This window comes from Barnesiella sp. WM24, from assembly GCF_004570975.1.
In the GTDB taxonomy this organism is placed as follows: Bacteria; Bacteroidota; Bacteroidia; order Bacteroidales; family Muribaculaceae; genus Muribaculum.
Genome location: NZ_SPPC01000001.1, coordinates 217,831 through 238,983 on the forward strand (window position 1 = coordinate 217,831; position 21,153 = coordinate 238,983).

A 21,153-nucleotide genomic window follows, 5' to 3' on the forward strand; every position below is an offset into this window, starting at 1 on the left:
CCTATGGCTGACATATCGATGATACGGGAAGGCAAGTCAATGACATTCCGCCAGCAACTAAGGCTGACGGTAATGCTTTCGCTTCCTGCAATGCTTGCACAGCTGTCAAGCATACTCATGCAGTATATCGACGCCTCGATGGTAGGAAGGCTCGGTGCCGATGATTCCGCATCCATAGGACTTGTATCCACTTCACTCTGGCTATTCTGGGGCATCTGTTCGGCGGCAACAACCGGATTTTCCGTCCAGGTCGCCCACAAGGTCGGGGCTAAGGACATCGAAGGAGCCCGCGACGTGCTTCGCCAGGCTCTCGTAGCCTGTATGCTGTTCAGCCTTGCGATAATGGCGGTCGGCATAGCGATAAGCGGCCGTCTCCCCTATTGGCTTGGCGGCACCGACAGCATAAGCCCCCGTGCATCGCTATACTTCCTTGTATTTGTAAGCGCCCTGCCGCTGCTCACAATGAATTATCTTGCAGGAGGCATGTTAAGATGTGTCGGCAACATAAAGGTGCCGAGCATGCTCAATGTGCTTATGTGTGTAATGGACTGTATTTTTAATTTCATCCTCATCTTCCCTTCCCGGCAGATTGAGCTCTTCGGCATGCCCGTGACAATTCCCGGAGCAGGATTAGGTGTGCTTGGCGCAGCCCTCGGCACAGTCCTCGCAGAGGCGGTGACAGCGTTGCTCATGCTTTATTGGGTCTACTGCCGTCAGCCCGAACTCCGGCTGCGCGGGCTTCACGGAAGTTACCGTCCACGCATCCCCGTGCTGCGTAAGGCATCAATCATATCGGCGCCCATGACCATCGAACACGCAGTCATATGCGGCGCGCAGATTGCCGTAACCATGATTGTGGCGCCATTAGGGGTGGTTGCAATTGCCGCCAATGCTTTTGCGGTCACAGCCGAAAGCCTGTGCTACATGCCCGGATATGGCATAGGCGACGCGGCGACCACGCTGGTAGGACAAAGCTTCGGAGCCGGCAGGCGCAATCTTGTCAAGCGGTTTGCCTATATCACGGTAGGACTCGGCATGATTGTGATGACAATAATGGGAGTGGCGATGTGGATTGTGGCGCCATATATAATGGAGCTGATGACCCCTGTCAATTCAATCAGCCAACTCGGAACAGAGATATTACGTATCGAGGCATGGGCAGAGCCCATGTTTGCCGCGTCGATTGTGGCATACGGAGTTTTTGTCGGAGTAGGCGGCACCACATTGCCGGCCATAATGAATTTCGGCAGCATATGGGTTGTCAGGCTTCCGTTGGCATGGATACTGTCACGGAGCATGGGGCTTAAAGGCGTATGGATTGCCATGTGTGCCGAACTCATATTCCGTGGTAGCATCTTCCTTATACGCCTCCTGCGCAACCGCTGGATACCCCGCCCGTAATTATACCACAGGCTCTAACCTAACACAATGCCTCTCCGGCAATAGCAGTCAAAACGCAATAACTGCTTATAAAAAGGCAACTGCACTCCAAAAGCCTTGTATCAAGCGTTTTGGGGTGCAGTCATTATATTTAGTGTTACCTGTTCAATCCAATCTTATGGAAACTCTATTTATGATATCCACACTTTTCGCATACGCCCTGCTCATTAAGTGCGATACCGCAGAGCGGACAGCGCTCGATTGTTCCTGCCGGATTATATTCTTGTGACGCGGCATTGTCTCCGCTCGTAAAAGTTATCTTAGATATATTAAGCTTGTCTTTCAGCAAGTCATAAACTATCTTAATCATTCCCTCTACCGTCATCGTCTCCTTTGTCACGACAAGGCGCGCGTCCGGATATGCCGTTGCAAGCTCGGTCTTGAATGCCGGCCCCTTCAACAGATTCTGAGGATGTCCATCCTTTATGCCTTGCTTTTCGTAAACCCCGATGATAGCGGGAAGCAACGGGTCGTCTTCACGAAGCACCAGCGCATGGTCAAAGTTTTTCAACACTTCCCATGCTGTTTTCTTTATCTCGTTACATGGGAAAACCATATTGACACCCGTGTTTATCGTGTCCTCAACTTCAATTGTCAGATTTCCGGTGTGACCGTGAAGGTATTGCGCTTCTCCTTTAAACCCGAGAAAACGGTGGGCATACTGTAGGGTGAATGATGTGATACTTTTCATAAATGAAACCTTTTTTTGTTTGACTTATACGAGCCGACCGCTCCATATACCGGCAGCCGGACACTCTATAATTAAAACAACACTCCCCCTCGCGGGTTGCCTAACAAAAGTTATTATTACAAAAAAGTAATTATACCGCTATCTGAGGTCACCGGCTTTTTACTGGTCAGTCTTCCACCAAAAAGGGACTGCACGTTGACATGCAGCCCCTTCTATTGTATAGTGTAAAGTATCGAAGTTTATCAGGCAAGTGATATTATAAGATCCTTGTCATCTTCATTTTCAGCGATAAGGATTTTATTCTCACGTGCAAGCCATCCGAGGGCGGCAAACAATTCCTTATCTTTCAATTTTGTCACTTTCTTGATCTGTTTAAGCCCAAGCGCATCAGCTTCATTAAGTGCATTCCACACAAGGCCGGCGTTATAACCGATAGTGTCAATGTTCATTGTCGTAAGTATTTATTTGTTAGACATATAAATGAATTTCCTCATGTTAAGTTCTACTACCGATGGCAAATTTACGATTTTTTTGCAATCTATAACATATAATTATAACAAAAATTTCCTCAAAATGTTTCTATCCTTAATTTAGCCGTCCATAATTTGACCCCGTTCCCCAATATCAGGTGGCTATTTTTCAAAGTGACTTTAACTGTAAACAGACAGCATCAAAATGTAAATATACGTATTGCCCTTAATTTTCGTGCGCCATGAATAATGTGTAATTTTGCATCATAAATAAGCATCGAATGAACTCAAATGTTTCATATTTGTTAAATTTATAAAACATCATAGCTTAAAAGGTATTATCACACTCTAACAAACAAGAAAACAATGGGACACAAATATCTTTCAGCCATATTATTAGGCATAATTCTGCCCGTTATATCCACCGGATGTAAGAAAACGGAGAGCGAGCTTCCTGTAGTAGCTGTTCAGCCTGCATCGCAGGATGATGTCGAGATTTATGGTGAATATGTCGGCAGAGTGCGCGCACAGCAGTTTGTAGAGGTACGCGCCCGTGTAGAAGGCTATCTTGAAAAAATGCTTTTCGAGGAAGGCACATATGTAAAAAAAAATCAGGTGCTCTTCATTATAAACCCCGACCAATATCGGGCAAAGGTCGACAAAGCCCGCGCACAATTGAAAAAAGACGAGTCGCAGGAGCAAAAAGCAAAACGCGACCTTGAACGCATACGTCCGCTGTATGAACAAAATGCGGCAAGCCAGCTTGACCTTGACAATGCAGTCGCCGCCTATGAGACAGCAAAGGCGTCGGTGGCTATGAGCCGCGCCGACCTCGCCCAGTCAGAGCTCGAGCTTGGCTATACGACCGTGCGCTCCCCTATCGCGGGACACATCAGTGAACGTAACGTGGACCTCGGCACCCTCGTAGGACCCGGAGCCAAATCTCTTCTCGCGACAATCGTCAAGAGCGACACTGTGCTGATCGACTTCAGCATGACCGCTCTCGACTACCTGAAGAGCAAGGAACGCAACGTGGACTTCAGCCAGCAAGATGAAAACCGCTCGTGGCAGCCCTATGTCACCATAACCCTTGCCGACAACACGGTATATCTCCACAAAGGAATGGTAGACTTTGCCGAACCGACAGTCGACCCGAATACAGGAACATTCTCGGTGCGTGCCGAGATGCCTAATCCTGAACGTGCCATTCTTCCCGGTCAGTTCACCAAGGTAAAGGTGCTGCTTGACGTAAGAGAAAAAGCGACCGTCGTCCCCACCCGCGCCATAAGCATAGAGAAAGGCGGCGCCCACATTTTTGTCATGCGCGCCGACTCTACCGTTGAAAAGCGCTTTATCGAGGTAGGTCCCGAATTTCAGAACAATATGGTTGTCGAGCGCGGACTCAATCCCGGAGAAAATGTTGTTGTCGAAGGCTATCACAAGCTTGCCCCCGGCATGAAAGTCAAGGTCAGCGACATGCTCAATACTGAGAGCGACGAAGAATAACCATACACCAAGCACTGGAAAAGCAATGAAAGTAAGTTTTTTCATAGACCGCCCGGTCTTCTCGATGGTATTGTCGATACTGATTATAATCGTAGGCGTCATCGGACTCACGATGTTGCCTATCGACCAGTATCCGCAGATCACTCCCCCTGTAGTAAAAATCAGCGCCTCCTATCCAGGAGCAAGCGCCCTTACGGTGTCACAGGCAGTAGCCACCCCGATTGAGCAGGAGCTTAACGGCACTCCCGGCATGCTTTACATGGAGTCGTCAAGCTCCAACTCCGGGTCATTTTCTGCGACGGTGACATTTGACATATCGGCAAACGCCGACCTTGCAGCCGTAGAAATCCAGAACCGTGTCAAACTCGCGGAGTCACGACTGCCTGCAGAAGTCGTACAAAATGGTATCTCAGTCGAAAAGCAGGCTCCAAGCCAGCTTCTCACGATATGTGTCCAGTCATCCGACCCGAAGTTTGACGAAATATATCTCAGTAACTTCGCAACCCTAAACGTCATAGACCTTCTCAGGCGCATACCTGGAGTAGGACGCGTGTCGCAGATAGGTGGACGATATTACGCCATGCAGATATGGGTGCAGCCCGACAAGCTCGCCAATCTCGGCATTACAGTCGCCGACCTTCAGAAAGCACTGAAAGACCAGAACCGCGAGTCGGCGGCAGGAGTGTTGGGACAGCAGCCTACCAAAGGTCTTGATGTCACGATTCCTATCACCACCCAGGGCCGACTGTCGACCGTGAGCCAGTTTGAGGAAATTGTCGTTCGCGCCAACCCCGACGGGTCAATCATCCGTCTGCGTGACGTAGCGCGCATCTCACTCGAGGCACAGAGCTACAACACCGAGAGCGGCATCAATGGAGAAAATGCCGCAGTGCTTGCCGTATATATGCTTCCCGGCGCCAACGCGATGGATGTAGCCTCACGCGTCAAGGAAGCGATGGAAGAAATCAGTAAAAGTTTTCCTGAGGGGTTGAGCTACGAGATTCCGTTTGACATGACCACCTATATCTCGGAGTCAATCCATGAGGTCTACAAGACCCTCTTCGAGGCGCTTATACTTGTGATTTTTGTAGTCTACCTGTCGCTTCAGTCGTGGCGCGCGACCCTAATTCCACTTGTTGCGGTGCCCATCTCGCTTATAGGAACATTCGGATTCATGCTCATATTCGGATTTTCACTAAACATGCTTACCCTTCTCGGACTCGTACTCGCAATTGGTATAGTAGTGGATGACGCCATTGTGGTAGTGGAGAATGTCGAACGCGTGATGGAGGAAGAGCATCTGCCGCCTTACGAGGCTACGAAAAAAGCCATGCAGGGACTTGCGAGCCCTATTATAGCCACATCGCTGGTGCTTGCCGCCGTATTTGTCCCGGTAAGCTTCCTCGGCGGTATCACCGGGCAGCTTTATCGCCAGTTCACGGTGACAATCGTAGTCTCAGTGCTACTATCAGCAGTAGTAGCCCTTACACTCAGCCCCGTGATGTGTTCCCTCATCCTGCGACCGCAGAAAGAGGGCGAAAAGAAAAATATTGTGTTCCGCAAAATCAATGAATGGCTTGCAAAAGGCAACTCTAAATATGTAAAAATCATAGGTGACAGCCTGAAATACAAGAAACGCGTCATCGCCGGATTCGGGATGATGATCATAGCAATCTTCATCATCAACAAATTCATGCCCTCAAGCTTCCTTCCCGTCGAAGACCAAGGTTATTTCAAAGTTGAGCTTGAACTTCCGGAGGGAGCCACCCTTGAGCGCACACGCCAGGTGACAGAGCGCGCGGTAGAGTATCTGACCGCCAATCCTGCCGTGGAATATGTGCAGAGCGTTGCCGGCAGCAGCTCGCAAGTGGGCAGCAGTCAGGCGCGAAGTGAGCTTACAGTCATCCTGAAACCCTGGGAAGAGCGTGATGACGAGACTATCGACGACATAATGGCAGAGGTAAGGAAAGACCTCTCGCAATATCCGGAATGTAAGGTATATCTTTCTAAGCCGCCGGTAATCCCCGGACTCGGACAGTCGGGAGGCTTTGAGATGCAGCTTGAAGCGCGCGGCGACGCCACTCTTTCCGACCTTGAGGCGGCTACTGACACTGTGATGAAATATGCCGCGATGAACAAAAAAGTGGCAGGGCTGTCGACATCCCTGCAAGCCGACATCCCACAGCTTTACTTTGACGTGGACCGTGACAAAGTGAAGTTTGCCGGTGTGCCGCTTGCCGATGTGTTTGCGACGATGAAAGCTTATACAGGCTCGGTCTATGTCAACGACTTCAACATGTTTAACCGTGTCTACCGAGTATATATCCAGGCAGAGGCGCCATATCGCGAACACCGTGATAACATCAACCTGTTTTTTGTACGCGGCAATGGAGATACTATGATACCTCTCACGTCGCTCGGCACATCTTCGTTTACGACCGGACCGGGAAACATCAAGCGATTCAACATGTTTAACAGCGCGGTTATACGCGGTGAGGCGGCAAAAGGCTACAGCTCGGGTGAAGCGATGGAAATCGTCGAGCAGATTGCCAGGGAAAAGCTGCCTGAAAACATTGGAGTGGAATGGAGCGGACTATCATTTCAGGAGAAAAAGGCGGGCGGACAGACAGGTCTTGTGCTGACGCTTGTATTTCTCTTCGTGTTTCTCTTCCTCGCAGCGCTCTATGAAAGCTGGACTGTGCCGGCGGCGGTATTGCTCTCTCTGCCTGTAGCCGCATTCGGAGCCTACATAGGAGAATGGGCATGCGGACTTGAAAATGACGTGTATTTCCAGATCGGACTCGTAATGCTCATGGGTATGGCGGCAAAGAATGCCATCCTGATTGTGGAGTTTGCAAAAGAGCAGACCGACCGCGGCACCGACGCATTTCAGGCAGCCATATATGCTGCGCGCCTGCGTTTCCGCCCTATCCTCATGACCTCGCTCGCATTTATCCTCGGAATGTTGCCTATGGTCATCGCGTCGGGTCCCGGTTCTGCGAGCCGCCAGGCAATAGGCACAGGCGTATTTTTCGGCATGATTGTAGCCGTAGTCGCCGGAATCGTGCTTGTACCATTCTTCTTCGTGCTTATCTACAGAGTAATGAGCAGGCTGCGTAGCCGTTATCCCGGTGTTCACATGCCTGCCAAGGCTAAAAAGTTGACTAACATCTTCCATAAGAAAAAATGAGAACGCGACTTATTATATCATCCCTGCTTATTGCATTCGCGATGTGTGGATGTAAGCTCGGTCAAAAATATGTGAAACCGCAGATGGCAATCCCGGCAACACTGGAAAAAGAGCACCTGACCGACACTTTTTCTATCGCCGACCTTGCATGGTGGGACATCTATAACGACCCGGTACTGCGCAAGCTCATCGAGCACACCCTTGAAAACAACAAGGACCTGCGTATAGCCGACGCGCGCATAAAAGAGCTTGCGGCAAGAAAGCGTGTCGAGACAGCCAATCTGCTGCCTTCGGTCAACGGTCAGGCATATGTCCAGAAAGAAGGTCTCAACTACGGCGGCGACCATTATAAGAATGACCCGGAAAATGGATTGAAGGCATCCATGTCATGGGAACTTGACATATGGGGCAATCTCCGATGGGCTAATGACCGCAGCAAGGCACTTCTTCTTGAAAGCGTCGAAGACCGGCGCGGACTGACAATCTCAATAATCGCACAAGTGGCCCAGGCTTACTTCGAGCTGGTGGCTCTTGACAATGAGCTAAGCATCGTGAAGCAGACTCTCGATGCCCGTAAGGAAAGCGTGAGACTTGCCAAATTGAGATTTGAGGGAGGTCTTACATCAGAGACATCCTATCAGCAGGCAAAAGTGGAGCTTGCCCGCACCGCTACACATATACCTATTCTTGAGCGTGACATCTCTCTGAAGGAAAACGAGATTTCTTTCCTTGCAGGCGATTTCCCCTCGCCAATCGAACGAAACCGCCAGCGCTCTACGATAAACCTGCCCGATGACCTGCCGGTAGGAATGCCGTCGACATTACTTGAACGACGTCCCGACGTACGCGCAGCCGAACAGAGCCTTATTGCCGCCAATGCCGCGGTAGGAGTCGCTTACACCAACAGGTTTCCGCGTCTGTCTCTTACAGCGACAGGCGGACTGGAAAGCGAGGAGTTTTCCGACTTTTTCAAGTCGCCGATGCACTTTCTAAGCGCGTCATTGCTCGGTCCGATATTTGACTTCGGACGGCGACAAGGAGCCTACAGGGCGCAACAGGCGGTCTACGAGCAGGAGTGTTACAGCTACGAAAAGACTGTGTTGAACGCTTTCATGGAAGCACGCAATGCCATTGTCGACTATAACAAGATTCAGGAAATCTACGAGTCAATGGCTGAACTCGAACAGGCGTCAAAGACCTCAATGGAACTTGCCCAGTTGCAATACATTAACGGAGTAATCGGATATATCGATGTGCTTGACGCTCAGCGTAGCTACTTCGACGCCCAGGTCAATCTGAGCAACGCCGTGCGCAACAAGGAGCTTGTCATCGTGCAGCTCTACAAAGCTCTCGGAGGAGGCTGGAACTAAGACCCCGTTCCCAAATATTTGTTAATGCTGGTGTCGCATATCTCTGAGTGATTTTTGTCTTGTGATAAAGGAGCGTAGCCGTAGCTACGTGACTGAAGAAGAAGGCAAAAAGCGCCAGAGCGATGCGATGATAAGGTAATTTTATACATCAGCACACAATTAATTTCACCCCAATTCAGTTATATGCTTTTAAGCATTTATAACTTGTTGGATTAGATTGGGATATACTACAGATTTGACACTTGGACAGCGCAACTTTATTTTAGAAAAATTTCCGGAAATTTTCAATACGAAATCAAAGGCTGATATATTTGAGATTATTAATGCCTTGTTTTTCTTAATCAAAACAGGGTGTCAATGGAAACTTCTGCCAAATGATTTTCCAAAATGGCGTACCGTGTATGAATTTTACCGCAAGTGGATTTCTATAGGATTCTTTGACCGTTTGACCCAAGAATTGAATGTCATGGCAAGGGATTCGCTAAGGAAATCGGCTAAACAGATTGTTGCCGTCATAGACAGCCAAAGCGTGCGTACCGGACTGACCCAATCAGTAAAGGGAATAGACGGAGGAAAGAAAATCAAGGGTATAAAAAGACATTTTGCCGTAGATTCAAATGGATTCCCACTGACTATAGTTATATCACGCGCAAATGTCCACGACAGCAAGGGGGCGATTGGATTGGCAATTGACACGGTCTGCAAATATCCCACGATCAAATTATTAAAGGCAGACAACGGCTATCGCGGACCTTTAGTAAAAAACGTGAAAGAGGGATTGCTTGTGGAATTGGAGTGTGTGAAATCGAATTTCGGCACATCGGAATTCAAGCCGATTAACGGCAGGTGGGTTGTGGAACGCACCTTCTCGTGGCTTGAATCTTTCAGAAGATTAAATAGGAATTACGAACAGTTTCTTCACACCGCCAAAGCGATTGCGATGGCAGTGTGTGCAATGTTTATGTTGTTTAATTCAACTTCATCCCGAGTTCATCACAGACATATTTATTCTCAGCTTTCCGTGGCAGAAATTACCATCGCCTCGGCCAAGCATTAACAAATATTGGAGAACGGGGTCTAAGACCTCTTTGTCGTGTTGACAAGCATGCGGCAAGCGGCGCAATCAAAGTCGAGGCGCAGGGTCATGTCACCGCTACGCAATGTCAGCGGTCCCTTGATTTTATCAGCCCCGCCCTTTTTAAGGCATGCGCCAAGCTCACGCCGCAGACAGTAACGGGTCGTCATCACACGCAGAGTCTTGCTGCCCTCTCCGCCAGAAGTCTCCAACGACGGCATAATCGTCTTGACACCATGGGAACGATAAAATTCCGAGGCAAGAGCGTTAGCCACATTGCTATGATAATCGAGCTGCCTGTCAGGATAGACAGAAGCCGCATTTTCCTGACGGCGCAGTTCACGGCAATACCTCATCCGGTTGGCACTGTCAAGCAGTGAAGTCACGTCGCGGCGCAGAGAAGTCAGCACCGCGGCAGGAAGAAACAGATTTCCCACACGGTCATCAAGCGAGCCGAGAGAGTAACCAGTGCCGCCCAGCTTGCCGAGCGCCTTACGACGTTGTGCCGTCTGGTCAGTCTGCGCCCGGTCAGGAGTACCGACCTCAACGGTCGCAGTCACAGCATTACCGCGCTCATCCTCGGCATCGACAGCGAGCAGAGTCCCGCTCATGCGCAATGTCATGTCAACAATCACCGAACGTGTCGCCGACTCCTTCTTCAACAGGTCATCAAACGCCTTGTCGCTATTACGGTAGAGCCGGGTGCCGGGAGCGGCGTTCACTGCCAAAGCCGGGTAGAGGCGTGACCCTTCGACACGGTTAAGACGAAATCCGACAAATTCATGGCGCTCATTGAAATACCCGAGCCCGTCGCCATTGGCAAGCGCGGTGTCAAGCCGCGCCTCAATCATCCGGTCATGACAGCGCACGACCGAGCCGACAGGCTCACCCTGGGATTTCGGGGTATATATCGACCCGACCCGACCGGAATCACCGTTAAGAAAATATGTCGTGAAACCGCGGTTGAAACTTTTTTGCAGCTCAGGGATGAAAGTAGTAACCGTCCGCCCTACTGACTCGCGGCTATAAATGTCGGGATTATTCTCGACAATCCCGCGCAGTTTACGGTCATAGTAGCTCACTACATTTTTCACATATCCGGCATCTTTCAGGCGTCCCTCTATTTTAAACGATGTCACTCCAGCTTCAAGCATCGACAGAAGTTCGGCTGAACGATTCATGTCGCGCAAAGAAAGGAAGTGGCGACACCGCTCGACGCAGTTGCCGGCACCGTCATACAGGTCGTAGGGCAACCGGCAAATCTGGGCACATTCACCACGGTTGGCGCTACGCCCTTTCAAGACATGACTCGCATGGCAATCGCCGCTGTAGCACACACACAACGCACCGTGGACAAATGCCTCAAGCGGGACATCAACGGCGGCACGCATAGCACGTATCTCGTCAAGCGACAGCTCGCGCGGCAACACAATCTGGGAGAAACCGGCGTCTTGTAGAAATCTCGCCCGTTCAGGAGTGCGGGTGTCACATTGCGTGCTTGCATGCAGCGCGATAGGAGGTATATCCATTCTCAACACAGCCATGTCCTGCACGATCAGTGCATCGACGCCCGCGTGATACAGACGCTTTATAAGACGTTCAACCTCCCTTAATTCATTATCATATATTATTGTGTTGACTGTCACATAGACTCGTGCAAGATAGCGGTGGGCATAATCCGTAAGTCTCTCGATATCAGCCACGGCATTTCCTGCCGCCGCGCGCGCACCAAAACCTTCAGCACCGATGTAGACGGCATCGGCACCATGCTTTATCGCCTCCACAGCAATATCGGCATTGCGTGCAGGCGCGAGTAGTTCTATTTTTTTGAGGGCATTCTGCATAATATACAAGTCATCTAAACATGTTAACGGACGGGCATAAAAAAAATTACTCGTCATCGCGACGAATAATCTTTTTACCTTAAATCTAATACCATGAAAAACTGATACAAAGTTACGCATTAAATTTTATTCACCAAAAATAATTGCGGAAAAATTTCCTCAATTAACATTTATTATCTAAAAATCTGATTTTCAACAACCGAATTTACAGTAGCGTCATAATAACACGCTACTGTATCAGTCAGAGAGATAGGCGTTATAGCTAAGGAAAAAAACAGGAAGAAAAGACCATTTAAACAGAGAAATATAACATCCGGTTTTGAAATTCAACGATTAAAGCTTAACTTTGCTATACATTAATAATAATTAAGCATCTTATCACTTAAATTTATCACTTTGCGTATGAAGAAGTATTTTACTCCAATCATTATTGCAAGCGCCATGCTTGCAGCCCCGTCAATATCGGCAGAAAAGCCGGCTCACAGCTTTTTGCAGGCTAAGCAGAAAACATCAATAACCAAAGAGACAAGGCAAACTACACTGCTATCATCGCTACGAAAAGCGGCTGCGGGAAACTTGTTAAAACCGACAAAGCAGGCAATATACATGTATGAGGACGGTGAATGGATACTCGACATGAATGTCACCCTTGCCTACGATTCTCACGGAAATATCACCTCAATCACCCGTGAGGAAGCTGAAGAAGGGACACTGATGCGCACAGAATATACATATGACAAATATGACAACTGCATCTCCGAAGTCACTTCCATAAGTGAGGATGGCGTCAATTGGACTCAGGGCGAAAAACGTTCGAGAGAATACAACGACCCCGTATTGCACAACCTCATGACCCTCAATGAAGGATTTTACTATTCCGGAAGTGACTGGGACATAATATATGGCAACAAATTTGAGGTAACACGCAACAGCGACAATAATATAACCGCCTACAATGTAATGGTGCTGTTTAATAACGCGTATGACACAACCGTAAAAACCGTCATGACATATCCTGACGGGAAGAAAGAGCCCGACACCTGGACAGTACAGAACCTTGATTACGACTATAACACTGCAGAATACTTCTGGAAAGAAGGAACCAAGCTTCAAGAAATCGTATGGGAATCATGTGACGGACAGATTGCCACTACCGACTTCTCGCGTCTTTTCTCAGGCGAAAACAAAATCAAAAGTGCCCAAATAAGCGATGGCGGGGAGGAAGCAGCCGCGCTACAGGCGGAATATCCCAACGAAAAAGACTACATAATCACCTCCACTTACAGTGAAGACGGGATGACAATGACTGAAACAATGTCTCTTACCCACACCGATGACAACGGCAGCTATATCGAGCGCACAATAGCAGAGTACAGCTACGACGATGACCCTGAAAACACAGTGTCGGAGGGAGAAAGCTACGAGATAATCTGTGACGACCACGGCAATATCACAAGCGAGATAAGCAAATTCTTTGAAGGAGACTACGACGAGCTGATAGGACAGATAAACTACGATTACACCTATGGTGAAAACGGTGAGACACTTGAAGCGATCACTTCAGAATATGATTTTGACGCCGAAGACTTCATGCCGATTGATAAAATAGTGTCAAGTGAATTCGTGAAAATCAGCGCAGGCGTAGACCAAGCTATCTCCTCTCAGGCAATCAGCTGCTCTGTCAATGACAATTGCCTGAACGTGGCAGCTCCCGGAGAAGCCTCTGTCAAGGTTTATTCGGCTACCGGCATAAATGTAATCTCCACGAGCGGCAACGGCTCTTTTGACATTGACCTGTCATCACTTGCAGGCGGTGTATATGTAGCCTCGGTAAGCTGCGAGGCAGGAGTAAAGACATTGAAATTTGCCAAATAATCAGAACGATATACATGACTGAACGCAGGGGGATGCACAGAGCATCCCCCTGTTTGTTTTCCGATATACTAAAATTTGGTTAAAGTTTTCAAAATAAGGAAATATTTCCGTATTTTTGCAGAAGAATAAGAGTAAAAAAATATTCAACCACAATAAACCAATTTAAGTATGTCAAAAGTAACTGTTGTAGGCGCAGGCAACGTAGGTGCAACCTGTGCAAATGTATTGGTGACAAACAACATCGCCGACGAGGTAGTATTGATCGACATCAAGGAAGGTCTTGCCGAGGGCAAAACCATGGACATCATGCAGACCGCCAATCTTCTTACTATCAACACCCGCATGACCGGTGTTACCAACGACTATGAGAAGACCGCAGGCAGCGATGTAGTGGTAATCACTTCAGGTATACCCCGCAAGCCCGGTATGACCCGCGAGGAGCTTATCGGCGTTAATGCCGGCATCGTAAAGTCAGTGACCGACAATGTGCTCAAGTATTCACCTGACGCAATCATCCTGTGTGTATCAAACCCCATGGATACAATGACCTACCTTATCCACAAGGTATCGGGTCTTCCCAAAAACCGCATCATCGGTATGGGTGGCGCGCTTGACAGCTCACGCTTCAAATATTTCCTCAGCGTCGCTCTGAATGCCAACCCCAACGAAATCGAGGGTATGGTAATAGGCGGACACGGTGACACCACCATGATTCCTCTTACCCGCTACGCTACTTACCGCGGCATCCCCGCAACTCAGCTTCTTGACAAGGAAACCCTTGATAAGGTAGCGGCTGACACAATGGTAGGCGGTGCTACCCTTACTTCTCTTCTCGGCACTTCAGCATGGTATGCTCCCGGTGCGGCTTCGGCAGCAGTAGTAGCAGCAGTGCTTCACGACCAGAAGCGCATCATCCCCTGCTCTGCTCTCGTAGAAGGAGAATATGGCGAAACCGACATCTGCATCGGCGTTCCTTGTCTTCTTGGAAAGAACGGTATCGAGAAAATCATCGATGTCAAGCTTAACGAAGAAGAAAAGGCTCTCTTTGCAAAGAGCGCAGAAGCTGTGCGCAAGACCAACGGCGCGCTTGCAGCATCACTCTGATAAACGTCACTGAACCATAATGCAATTCAAGGTGTTCCTATAAGCGGAACACCTTGTTTATATTATCCAATTCATAAATATGAAGAAAATATTACTCTTAGCCACAGTTGCCGCATGCGGTATGTGGATGATTTCCTGTGGAAACAACGCCGCACAAAAGGAGGCGCAGGGAGAAGAAAAATTACAAGAAGAGATGGCACAGGCAAGCGGTGAACCGATTGTGCTGGGTCCCGACGACATCCTTGAATTCGGAGGCGCAATGCCGGCTCCCGTTGTAGTCGACTTCTGGGCTGACTGGTGTCCGCCATGCAAGGAACTGTCACCGATATTCCATAAGGTAGCCGACAAGTACAAAGGTCAGGTAAGATTCATCTCTGTTAACGTGGACAAATGCCCCGGCATAGCAAAGCAATATGGCGTAAGCTCAATCCCCACCCTGCTTTTCGTTGACACACAGGGAGTGATAAACAGGAGTGTAGGATTTATGACCGAGGAAGAAATGATTGCCAACGTAGAGTCAATCATGCCCTCTACCGAGCCCAAAATCGCTCCGAGATAACCGACCGCGGCAGACATTATAATTGCGCAGACTGACATTTCGACACGAGTCGCGATAAGTTTTAAGGCGGACAGCATCGATATAGTGCTGTCCGCTTCCGCGTTTTATAGGAAACACTTCGTGCTTGCGCGCCACGACTGTGTCACACAGGGCGCTGCGCCCCGTCACCGGATCGGCGGCAAGAGATGCCGGAATACTTTCAAGAGTCACAGGCAGCGCGTAGGAACAGGGCGGATAGCCGATGACAGTCCACATCACCTCTCCGTCAGTCACCACCGACGCGCTTGACGAGTAACGCGGAATGAAATCTTGGTCTATAATCCACATGTCGGAACCCTTGAGCATATCTCTGCCGATAAGCGAATGGTAGAAACTTTTCGACAACTCTTCAGTGAGCACTTCAGGGGATACGGTCGAGTCTTTGACGTGAGGTTGCAGCAGGTCATATGCGTTGCGCAAGCGTATATAGCCGTAGCCACACGACAATGTGTCGCCTGAACATGAATAATTTGTGCGTATCATATATCCTTCGGGAGCATCCGCGAGGTCAAACCTGACATATCCGTAGTCATCGGTCTCAAAATAAGCTCCGTTGCCCTGAGCGTCAATTACGCCGAAATTAGCCTGCACTCCAAGGGGCTTGGGCAACGAATCAAGAAGAGAGGCGAAATCATCGACCGAGCGGCAGCGCTTCAATGCCTGCGACATTACGAAACCTTCCATGTCACGGTAACTCGCGGTGTCAGGCACAAGATTATAAGACGCCGTATTCATTATTGCAAATCCATTGCTGTTGATGCCGGTCCATGCCTCACGCAGCAACGAGTCGCCGGCATTGAAGAGAGCCACATAATCGGCATCTCCTGGAATCGCCGACTTCACACGCGCCACAAAATTATGTTCAGTCCCTGTGTCCCTGTGTTTCCATAGCAACGGTCGGCCGTCGGGGGTAAGATGTCCTCCGACAATAGCCGACGTACACGCGATCGCCGCAACGCAGCATAACATAAAAAATGCCGATATAAAAGTCCTTGTCTCTTTCATACCGGCAAATATAAGGATTTTAAAGCAACCTGACAATTACACTGACGGAATCGGGGTGTCTGGTGTGATGTCAGCGATATCGGGAATAGCCTGAATCAATGTACCGTCAGGTTTATAAAACACCTGAAGGTCACGTGAGTTGACCTTTTCTATGTCGATTACATAAAATGTCATGTCGGGGCGGTCATAACGGTAGGCGTCATCAACGCTCCAGGATGCATATTCGCTTGCGGCAAAGGCTGTCTGCACTTCTGTCGGAAGCACCTGGATATTCGGGCCATAGTCGGTCTCTGACTGTCGCCAGTCGCCATCGCCGGCAAACCATGCTTCCATGTCAAAACTCTGATAATAAAAATCAGCTACCATATAAGATCCCTCCCGCTCCCACTTTACATTGGAGGCACCGGGGTACTTTGCGTTAAGCGCCGTATCAAAAACCTTGTCTGCCACGACTGGACGGTCATCATCGTCATCGCCACAACCTGCTGCCGCCGCCATCAGCAGCAATGGTAAAATCAGCTGCAACTTCTTCATAGTATCTTCTATATCTAATGTTAATAAATAATTTTTGTAAACGATAAACAAGGTCACCGGCTCAAATGTTCGGCAGCAGTATACTAAAAAGCGGGACGGCATCAGATGCCGTCCCGCTATATCAAGTGAATTTTTTCTTATTATTTACTGCTCGGTGTGAGCCACGTCGATAACATCGGCGGAGTCAAACACTGAATCTATATCATCTTTTCCGGCAACAACAAGATTGTTGTACTCACGGAGACCCGTACCGGCAGGTATCAGATGACCACAGATTACATTTTCCTTCATGCCCTCGAGGTAATCGGTCTTACCGTTGATGGCAGCTTCGTTGAGCACCTTGGTTGTTTCCTGGAATGATGCAGCCGACATGAAGCTTGAAGTCTGGAGAGCCGCACGCGTGATACCTTGCAGAATCTGTTCTGACGTTGCAGGAACAGCGTCACGTACAGTGACAGTCTTGAGGTCACGACGCTTCAGAGCTGAGTTCTCGTCACGGAGCTTGCGGGCGGTTATTATCTGACCCGGCTTCAAAGTCTCGCTGTCGCCGGCGTCAACAACCACTTTCTTGCCCCAGATGCGGTCGTTCTCGTCCATGAACTCGCGCTTGTCGACAACCTGCTGCTCAAGGAAGCAAGTGTCGCCCGGATCAAGGATATTCACCTTACGCATCATCTGGCGTACAATCACCTCAAAGTGCTTGTCATTGATTTTCACACCCTGCATGCGGTACACATCCTGAACTTCGTTCACGATATATTCCTGCACGGCAGTCGGTCCCATGATGTTAAGAATATCGGCGGGAGTAATCGCACCGTCGGAAAGCGGAGTACCGGCACGCACATAGTCGTTTTCCTGTACAAGAATCTGCTTGGACAACGGAACGAGATACTTCTTGATTTCACCAAGCTTGGAGGTAACTGAAATCTCACGGTTACCACGCTTAACCTTGCCGAACTTAACCTCACCGTCGATTTCCGACACAATGGCGGGATTAGACGGATTGCGCGCTTCAAACAGCTCAGTGACACGGGGCAGACCACCGGTGATGTCACCGGCATTACCTGCCGAGCGAGGAATCTTGACAAATACATCGCCGGCCTTGACATCGGCACCGTCATCTACCATAAGGTGAGCGCCCACGGGAAGAGCATAAGTCTTGAGCACCTGACCGTTGGCATCAACGATATTGGCTTCCGGAACACGTGTACGATCCTTTGACTCGATGATAATCTTGTCCTCAAGACCGGTCTGCTCGTCATAATCCACGCGGTAAGTCACATTCTCGATAAGGTTCTGGAACTGAATCTTACCGGCGACTTCCGAAATAATAACGGCATTGAAGGGGTCCCATTCACAGATGACATCACCTTTCTTCAATGTAGCGCCGTTAGGATAATACAGTTTAGAACCGTAAGGAATGTTGGCGTTGGTAAGCATCATCTTGGTGTTGGGGTCGATAATACGCATCTCCGCAAGACGACCTATCACAACCTGTACGGGCTGTCCGTCAGGACCCTTCTCCTCGGTTTCGACAGTACGCAACTCTTCGATTTCGAGCGTACCCTCATAGCGAGAGGTGATAGTAGACACGGCAGCGATATTTGATGCCACACCACCGACGTGGAATGTACGAAGTGTAAGCTGGGTACCCGGCTCACCGATTGACTGGGCGGCAATCACGCCGACAGCCTCACCCTTCTGAACAATGAGATTGTTGGAAAGATTGCGGCCGTAACACTTGGCACATACACCCTTCTTGGACTCGCAGGTAAGCACTGAACGGATCTCAACCGACTCAATCGGTGACTCATTGATGCGGTTGGCGGCAACTTCGTCGATTTCCTCTCCTGAAGCGACAATAATCTCTCCGGAAATAGGATCGATGATGTCATGAACAGAAACACGTCCGAGAATACGCTCTGCAAGAGAAGCGACAACCTCTTCGTTGTTCTTGATTTCAGTACATACAAGACCGCGGAGTGTGCCACAATCCTCTTCATGTATAATAACGTCATGAGCCACATCGACAAGACGACGGGTAAGATAACCGGCGTCGGCGGTCTTCAATGCGGTATCGGCAAGACCCTTACGGGCACCGTGGGTAGAGATGAAGTACTCAAGCACCGAAAGACCCTCCTTGAAGTTGGCAAGAATCGGGTTCTCGATAATCTGACCTCCCTCAGCACCTGCTTTCTGCGGTTTAGCCATAAGACCACGCATACCGGCAAGCTGACGAATCTGGTCCTTAGAACCACGGGCACCGGAATCAAGCATCATGAAGACAGAGTTGAAGCCCTGGTTGGCAGCAGTCATGTGCTTCATGAGGATATCGGTAAGACGTGAGTTCACGTGAGTCCATATATCGATAATCTGGTTGTAACGCTCGTTATTGGTGATGAAACCCATAGAGTAGTTGTTCAACACCTCTTGAACCTGCTCGTTACCCTCAGCGACGAGTTTCTCCTTCTCCTCGGGAATCAATACGTCACCGAGGTTGAACGAAAGACCTCCCTTGAACGCCATGTAGTAACCGAGGTTCTTGATGTCGTCAAGGAACTGGGCCGAACGGGTCACACCGCAAGTGTTGATAACCTTACCGATGATGTCGCGGAGCGACTTCTTGGAAAGTATCTGGTTGACATAACCGATTTCCTTCGGCACAAACTGGTTGACGAGTATACGTCCAACAGAAGTATTCTCTACAAGATGCTGTATGGCATTACCGTTTTCATCAATGTCGTCAACGACTACCGATACAGGAGCGTGGAGAGTCACCTTGCCTTCATTGTAGGCAATCTGGGCTTCCTCCGGTCCATAGAACTTGGAGCCTTCACCCTTGTCGCCCTTGCGTAGCTTGGTGATGTAGTAAAGACCGAGTACCATGTCCTGCGAAGGCACAGTGATAGGCGCACCGTTTGCCGGGTTAAGGATGTTGTGGGCACCGAGCATAAGCATCTGCGCCTCAAGCACAGCCTCGTTGCCAAGGGGGAGGTGAACTGCCATCTGGTCACCGTCGAAGTCGGCGTTGAATGCCGTACATGCAAGCGGATGCAGCTGGATTGCCTTACCCTCGATCATCTTGGGCTGGAACGCCTGTATACCGAGACGGTGAAGTGTCGGGGCACGGTTAAGCAACACGGGATGACCCTTCATGACGTGCTCAAGGATGTCCCATACGACAGGCTCCTTTCGGTCAACTATTTTCTTTGCCGACTTAACGGTCTTGACGATACCACGCTCGATAAGCTTACGTATGACAAAGGGCTTGTAAAGCTCGGCAGCCATGTTTTTGGGAATACCGCACTCATGCATCTTCAGCTCAGGACCGACAACGATAACCGAACGTGCGGAATAGTCGACACGCTTACCGAGGAGGTTCTGACGGAAACGTCCCTGCTTACCCTTGAGAGAGTCGGAAAGAGATTTCAACGGACGGTTTGCCTCAGTCTTGACAGCCGACGACTTGCGTGAGTTGTCAAGCAGAGAGTCTACCGCTTCCTGAAGCATACGCTTTTCGTTGCGGAGAATCACTTCAGGCGCCTTAATCTCGATAAGACGTTTCAGACGATTGTTACGGATGATTACACGACGGTAGAGGTCATTGAGGTCGGAGGTGGCGAAACGACCGCCGTCAAGAGGCACAAGCGGACGCAGCTCCGGCGGGATTACAGGCACTGCCTGCAAAATCATCCACTCGGGCTTGTTACGGTGACGCGATGCGCGGAACGACTCTACAATCTGTAGACGCTTGAGCGCCTCGGTCTTACGCTGCTGCGAGCCGTCGGTATTGGCACGGTGGCGCAGCTCGTAAGAGAGGGAGTCAAGGTCAAGACGAGTAAGGAGGTCATAGACTGCCTCTGCACCCATCTTAGCGATAAATTTATTGGGGTCGGTATCCTCAAGCTGCTGGTTTCCCTGGGGAAGCTTGTCAAGGATATCGAAGTATTCTTCTTCGGTAAGAAGATCAAGCGCCTGCACACCCTCGGCAGCTCCCGGCTGAATCACTACGTAACGCTCGTAGTATATTACAGCGTCAAGCTTCTTAGAGGGCAATCCGAGCAGATAACCAATCTTGTTGGGTAACGAACGGAAATACCAGATGTGTGCCACGGGAACGACAAGCTTGATGTGACCCATGCGTTCACGACGCACCTTCTTTTCAGTCACCATCACACCACAACGGTCGCACACGATGCCCTTGTAGCGGATGCGCTTATACTTTCCGCAGTGACATTCATAGTCCTTTACCGGACCGAATATCTTCTCACAGAAGAGACCGTCGCGCTCGGGCTTGTAGGTGCGGTAGTTGATGGTCTCAGGCTTGAGTACCTCACCGCTTGACTTCTCCAGAATCTCCTCGGGCGAAGCAAGCCCGATAGAGATTTTGGAAAAACCGGTTTTTGTCTTATTGTCTTTTCTAAAAGCCATATATGTATTTACCTATCTTT

14 protein-coding genes are annotated in these 21,153 nt (G+C 49.4%); 8 read left to right on the forward strand and 6 right to left on the reverse strand.

Translation table 11 applies throughout. The features are described 5' to 3' along the window. Nucleotides 1–3 precede the first annotated feature (3 nt). Entirely contained in the window at nucleotides 4–1,401 is a 1,398-nt protein-coding gene (locus E4T81_RS00985) for an MATE family efflux transporter (protein WP_135040657.1), read from the forward strand. 166 nt (nucleotides 1,402–1,567) lie between these two features. On the opposite strand, the gene E4T81_RS00990 is transcribed toward E4T81_RS00985, so the two are convergent. Together E4T81_RS00990 and E4T81_RS00995 are read right to left on the reverse strand one after the other, a co-directional pair. After that, nucleotides 1,568–2,131 (reverse strand): 6-carboxytetrahydropterin synthase, encoded by a 564-nt coding sequence (locus tag E4T81_RS00990; RefSeq protein ID WP_135040659.1) that lies wholly within the window; start codon nucleotides 2,129–2,131, stop codon nucleotides 1,568–1,570. Between the two features lie 242 nt (nucleotides 2,132–2,373). Beyond that, nucleotides 2,374–2,580, reverse strand: coding sequence for a winged helix-turn-helix domain-containing protein (locus tag E4T81_RS00995; RefSeq protein WP_135040661.1), 207 nt, complete (start codon nucleotides 2,578–2,580; stop codon nucleotides 2,374–2,376). Between the two features lie 387 nt (nucleotides 2,581–2,967). Between E4T81_RS00995 and E4T81_RS01000 the strand changes: the two genes are divergently transcribed. From E4T81_RS01000 to E4T81_RS01015, 4 genes are all read left to right on the forward strand, one after another. Continuing rightward, entirely contained in the window at nucleotides 2,968–4,107 is a 1,140-nt protein-coding gene (locus tag E4T81_RS01000) for an efflux RND transporter periplasmic adaptor subunit (RefSeq protein WP_135040662.1), read from the forward strand. A 25-nt stretch (nucleotides 4,108–4,132) separates the two neighbouring features. Continuing rightward, a complete protein-coding gene (locus tag E4T81_RS01005; protein WP_135040664.1) occupies nucleotides 4,133–7,297 on the forward strand; it encodes an efflux RND transporter permease subunit in 3,165 nt (1,054 codons plus the stop codon). Beyond that, nucleotides 7,294–8,667, forward strand: coding sequence for an efflux transporter outer membrane subunit (locus E4T81_RS01010; protein WP_135040666.1), 1,374 nt, complete (start codon nucleotides 7,294–7,296; stop codon nucleotides 8,665–8,667). The genes E4T81_RS01005 and E4T81_RS01010 overlap by 4 nt, the downstream gene beginning before the upstream one ends. A gap of 235 nt (nucleotides 8,668–8,902) precedes the next feature. Continuing rightward, nucleotides 8,903–9,724, forward strand: a complete 822-nt coding sequence (locus E4T81_RS01015; protein ID WP_167761554.1) for an IS5 family transposase — start codon at nucleotides 8,903–8,905, stop codon at nucleotides 9,722–9,724. 20 nt (nucleotides 9,725–9,744) lie between these two features. On the opposite strand, the gene E4T81_RS01020 is transcribed toward E4T81_RS01015, so the two are convergent. Then, the gene (locus E4T81_RS01020) at nucleotides 9,745–11,586 is read right to left on the reverse strand and encodes a U32 family peptidase (RefSeq protein ID WP_135040670.1); all 1,842 of its coding nucleotides are present in this window, start codon (nucleotides 11,584–11,586) and stop codon (nucleotides 9,745–9,747) included. A gap of 402 nt (nucleotides 11,587–11,988) precedes the next feature. Here E4T81_RS01020 and E4T81_RS01025 point away from each other — a divergent pair, with 402 nt between their 5' ends. The 3 genes from E4T81_RS01025 (at nucleotide 11,989) to trxA (ending at nucleotide 15,124) form a co-directional block, all read left to right on the forward strand. After that, entirely contained in the window at nucleotides 11,989–13,461 is a 1,473-nt protein-coding gene (locus E4T81_RS01025) for a T9SS type A sorting domain-containing protein (RefSeq protein WP_135040672.1), read from the forward strand. Between the two features lie 168 nt (nucleotides 13,462–13,629). After that, the gene (locus tag E4T81_RS01030; protein WP_135040674.1) at nucleotides 13,630–14,565 is read left to right on the forward strand and encodes a malate dehydrogenase; all 936 of its coding nucleotides are present in this window, start codon (nucleotides 13,630–13,632) and stop codon (nucleotides 14,563–14,565) included. 79 nt (nucleotides 14,566–14,644) lie between these two features. Continuing rightward, nucleotides 14,645–15,124, forward strand: a complete 480-nt coding sequence (gene trxA, locus E4T81_RS01035) for a thioredoxin (RefSeq protein WP_135040676.1) — start codon at nucleotides 14,645–14,647, stop codon at nucleotides 15,122–15,124. On the opposite strand, the gene E4T81_RS01040 is transcribed toward trxA, so the two are convergent. The 3 genes from E4T81_RS01040 to rpoC all read right to left on the reverse strand — a co-directional run bounded on the left by E4T81_RS01040 (nucleotide 15,083) and on the right by rpoC (nucleotide 21,133). Then, nucleotides 15,083–16,168, reverse strand: coding sequence for a hypothetical protein (locus E4T81_RS01040; protein WP_135040678.1), 1,086 nt, complete (start codon nucleotides 16,166–16,168; stop codon nucleotides 15,083–15,085). The two genes, trxA and E4T81_RS01040, sit on opposite strands and share 42 nt — an antisense overlap. 36 nt (nucleotides 16,169–16,204) lie before the next feature. Further along, nucleotides 16,205–16,702, reverse strand: coding sequence for a PepSY-like domain-containing protein (locus E4T81_RS01045; protein WP_167761555.1), 498 nt, complete (start codon nucleotides 16,700–16,702; stop codon nucleotides 16,205–16,207). A 144-nt stretch (nucleotides 16,703–16,846) separates the two neighbouring features. Beyond that, nucleotides 16,847–21,133: a DNA-directed RNA polymerase subunit beta' gene (rpoC, locus tag E4T81_RS01050; protein WP_135040682.1), complete on the reverse strand. Its 4,287-nt coding sequence runs from the start codon at nucleotides 21,131–21,133 to the stop codon at nucleotides 16,847–16,849. Nucleotides 21,134–21,153: the final 20 nt, after the last annotated feature.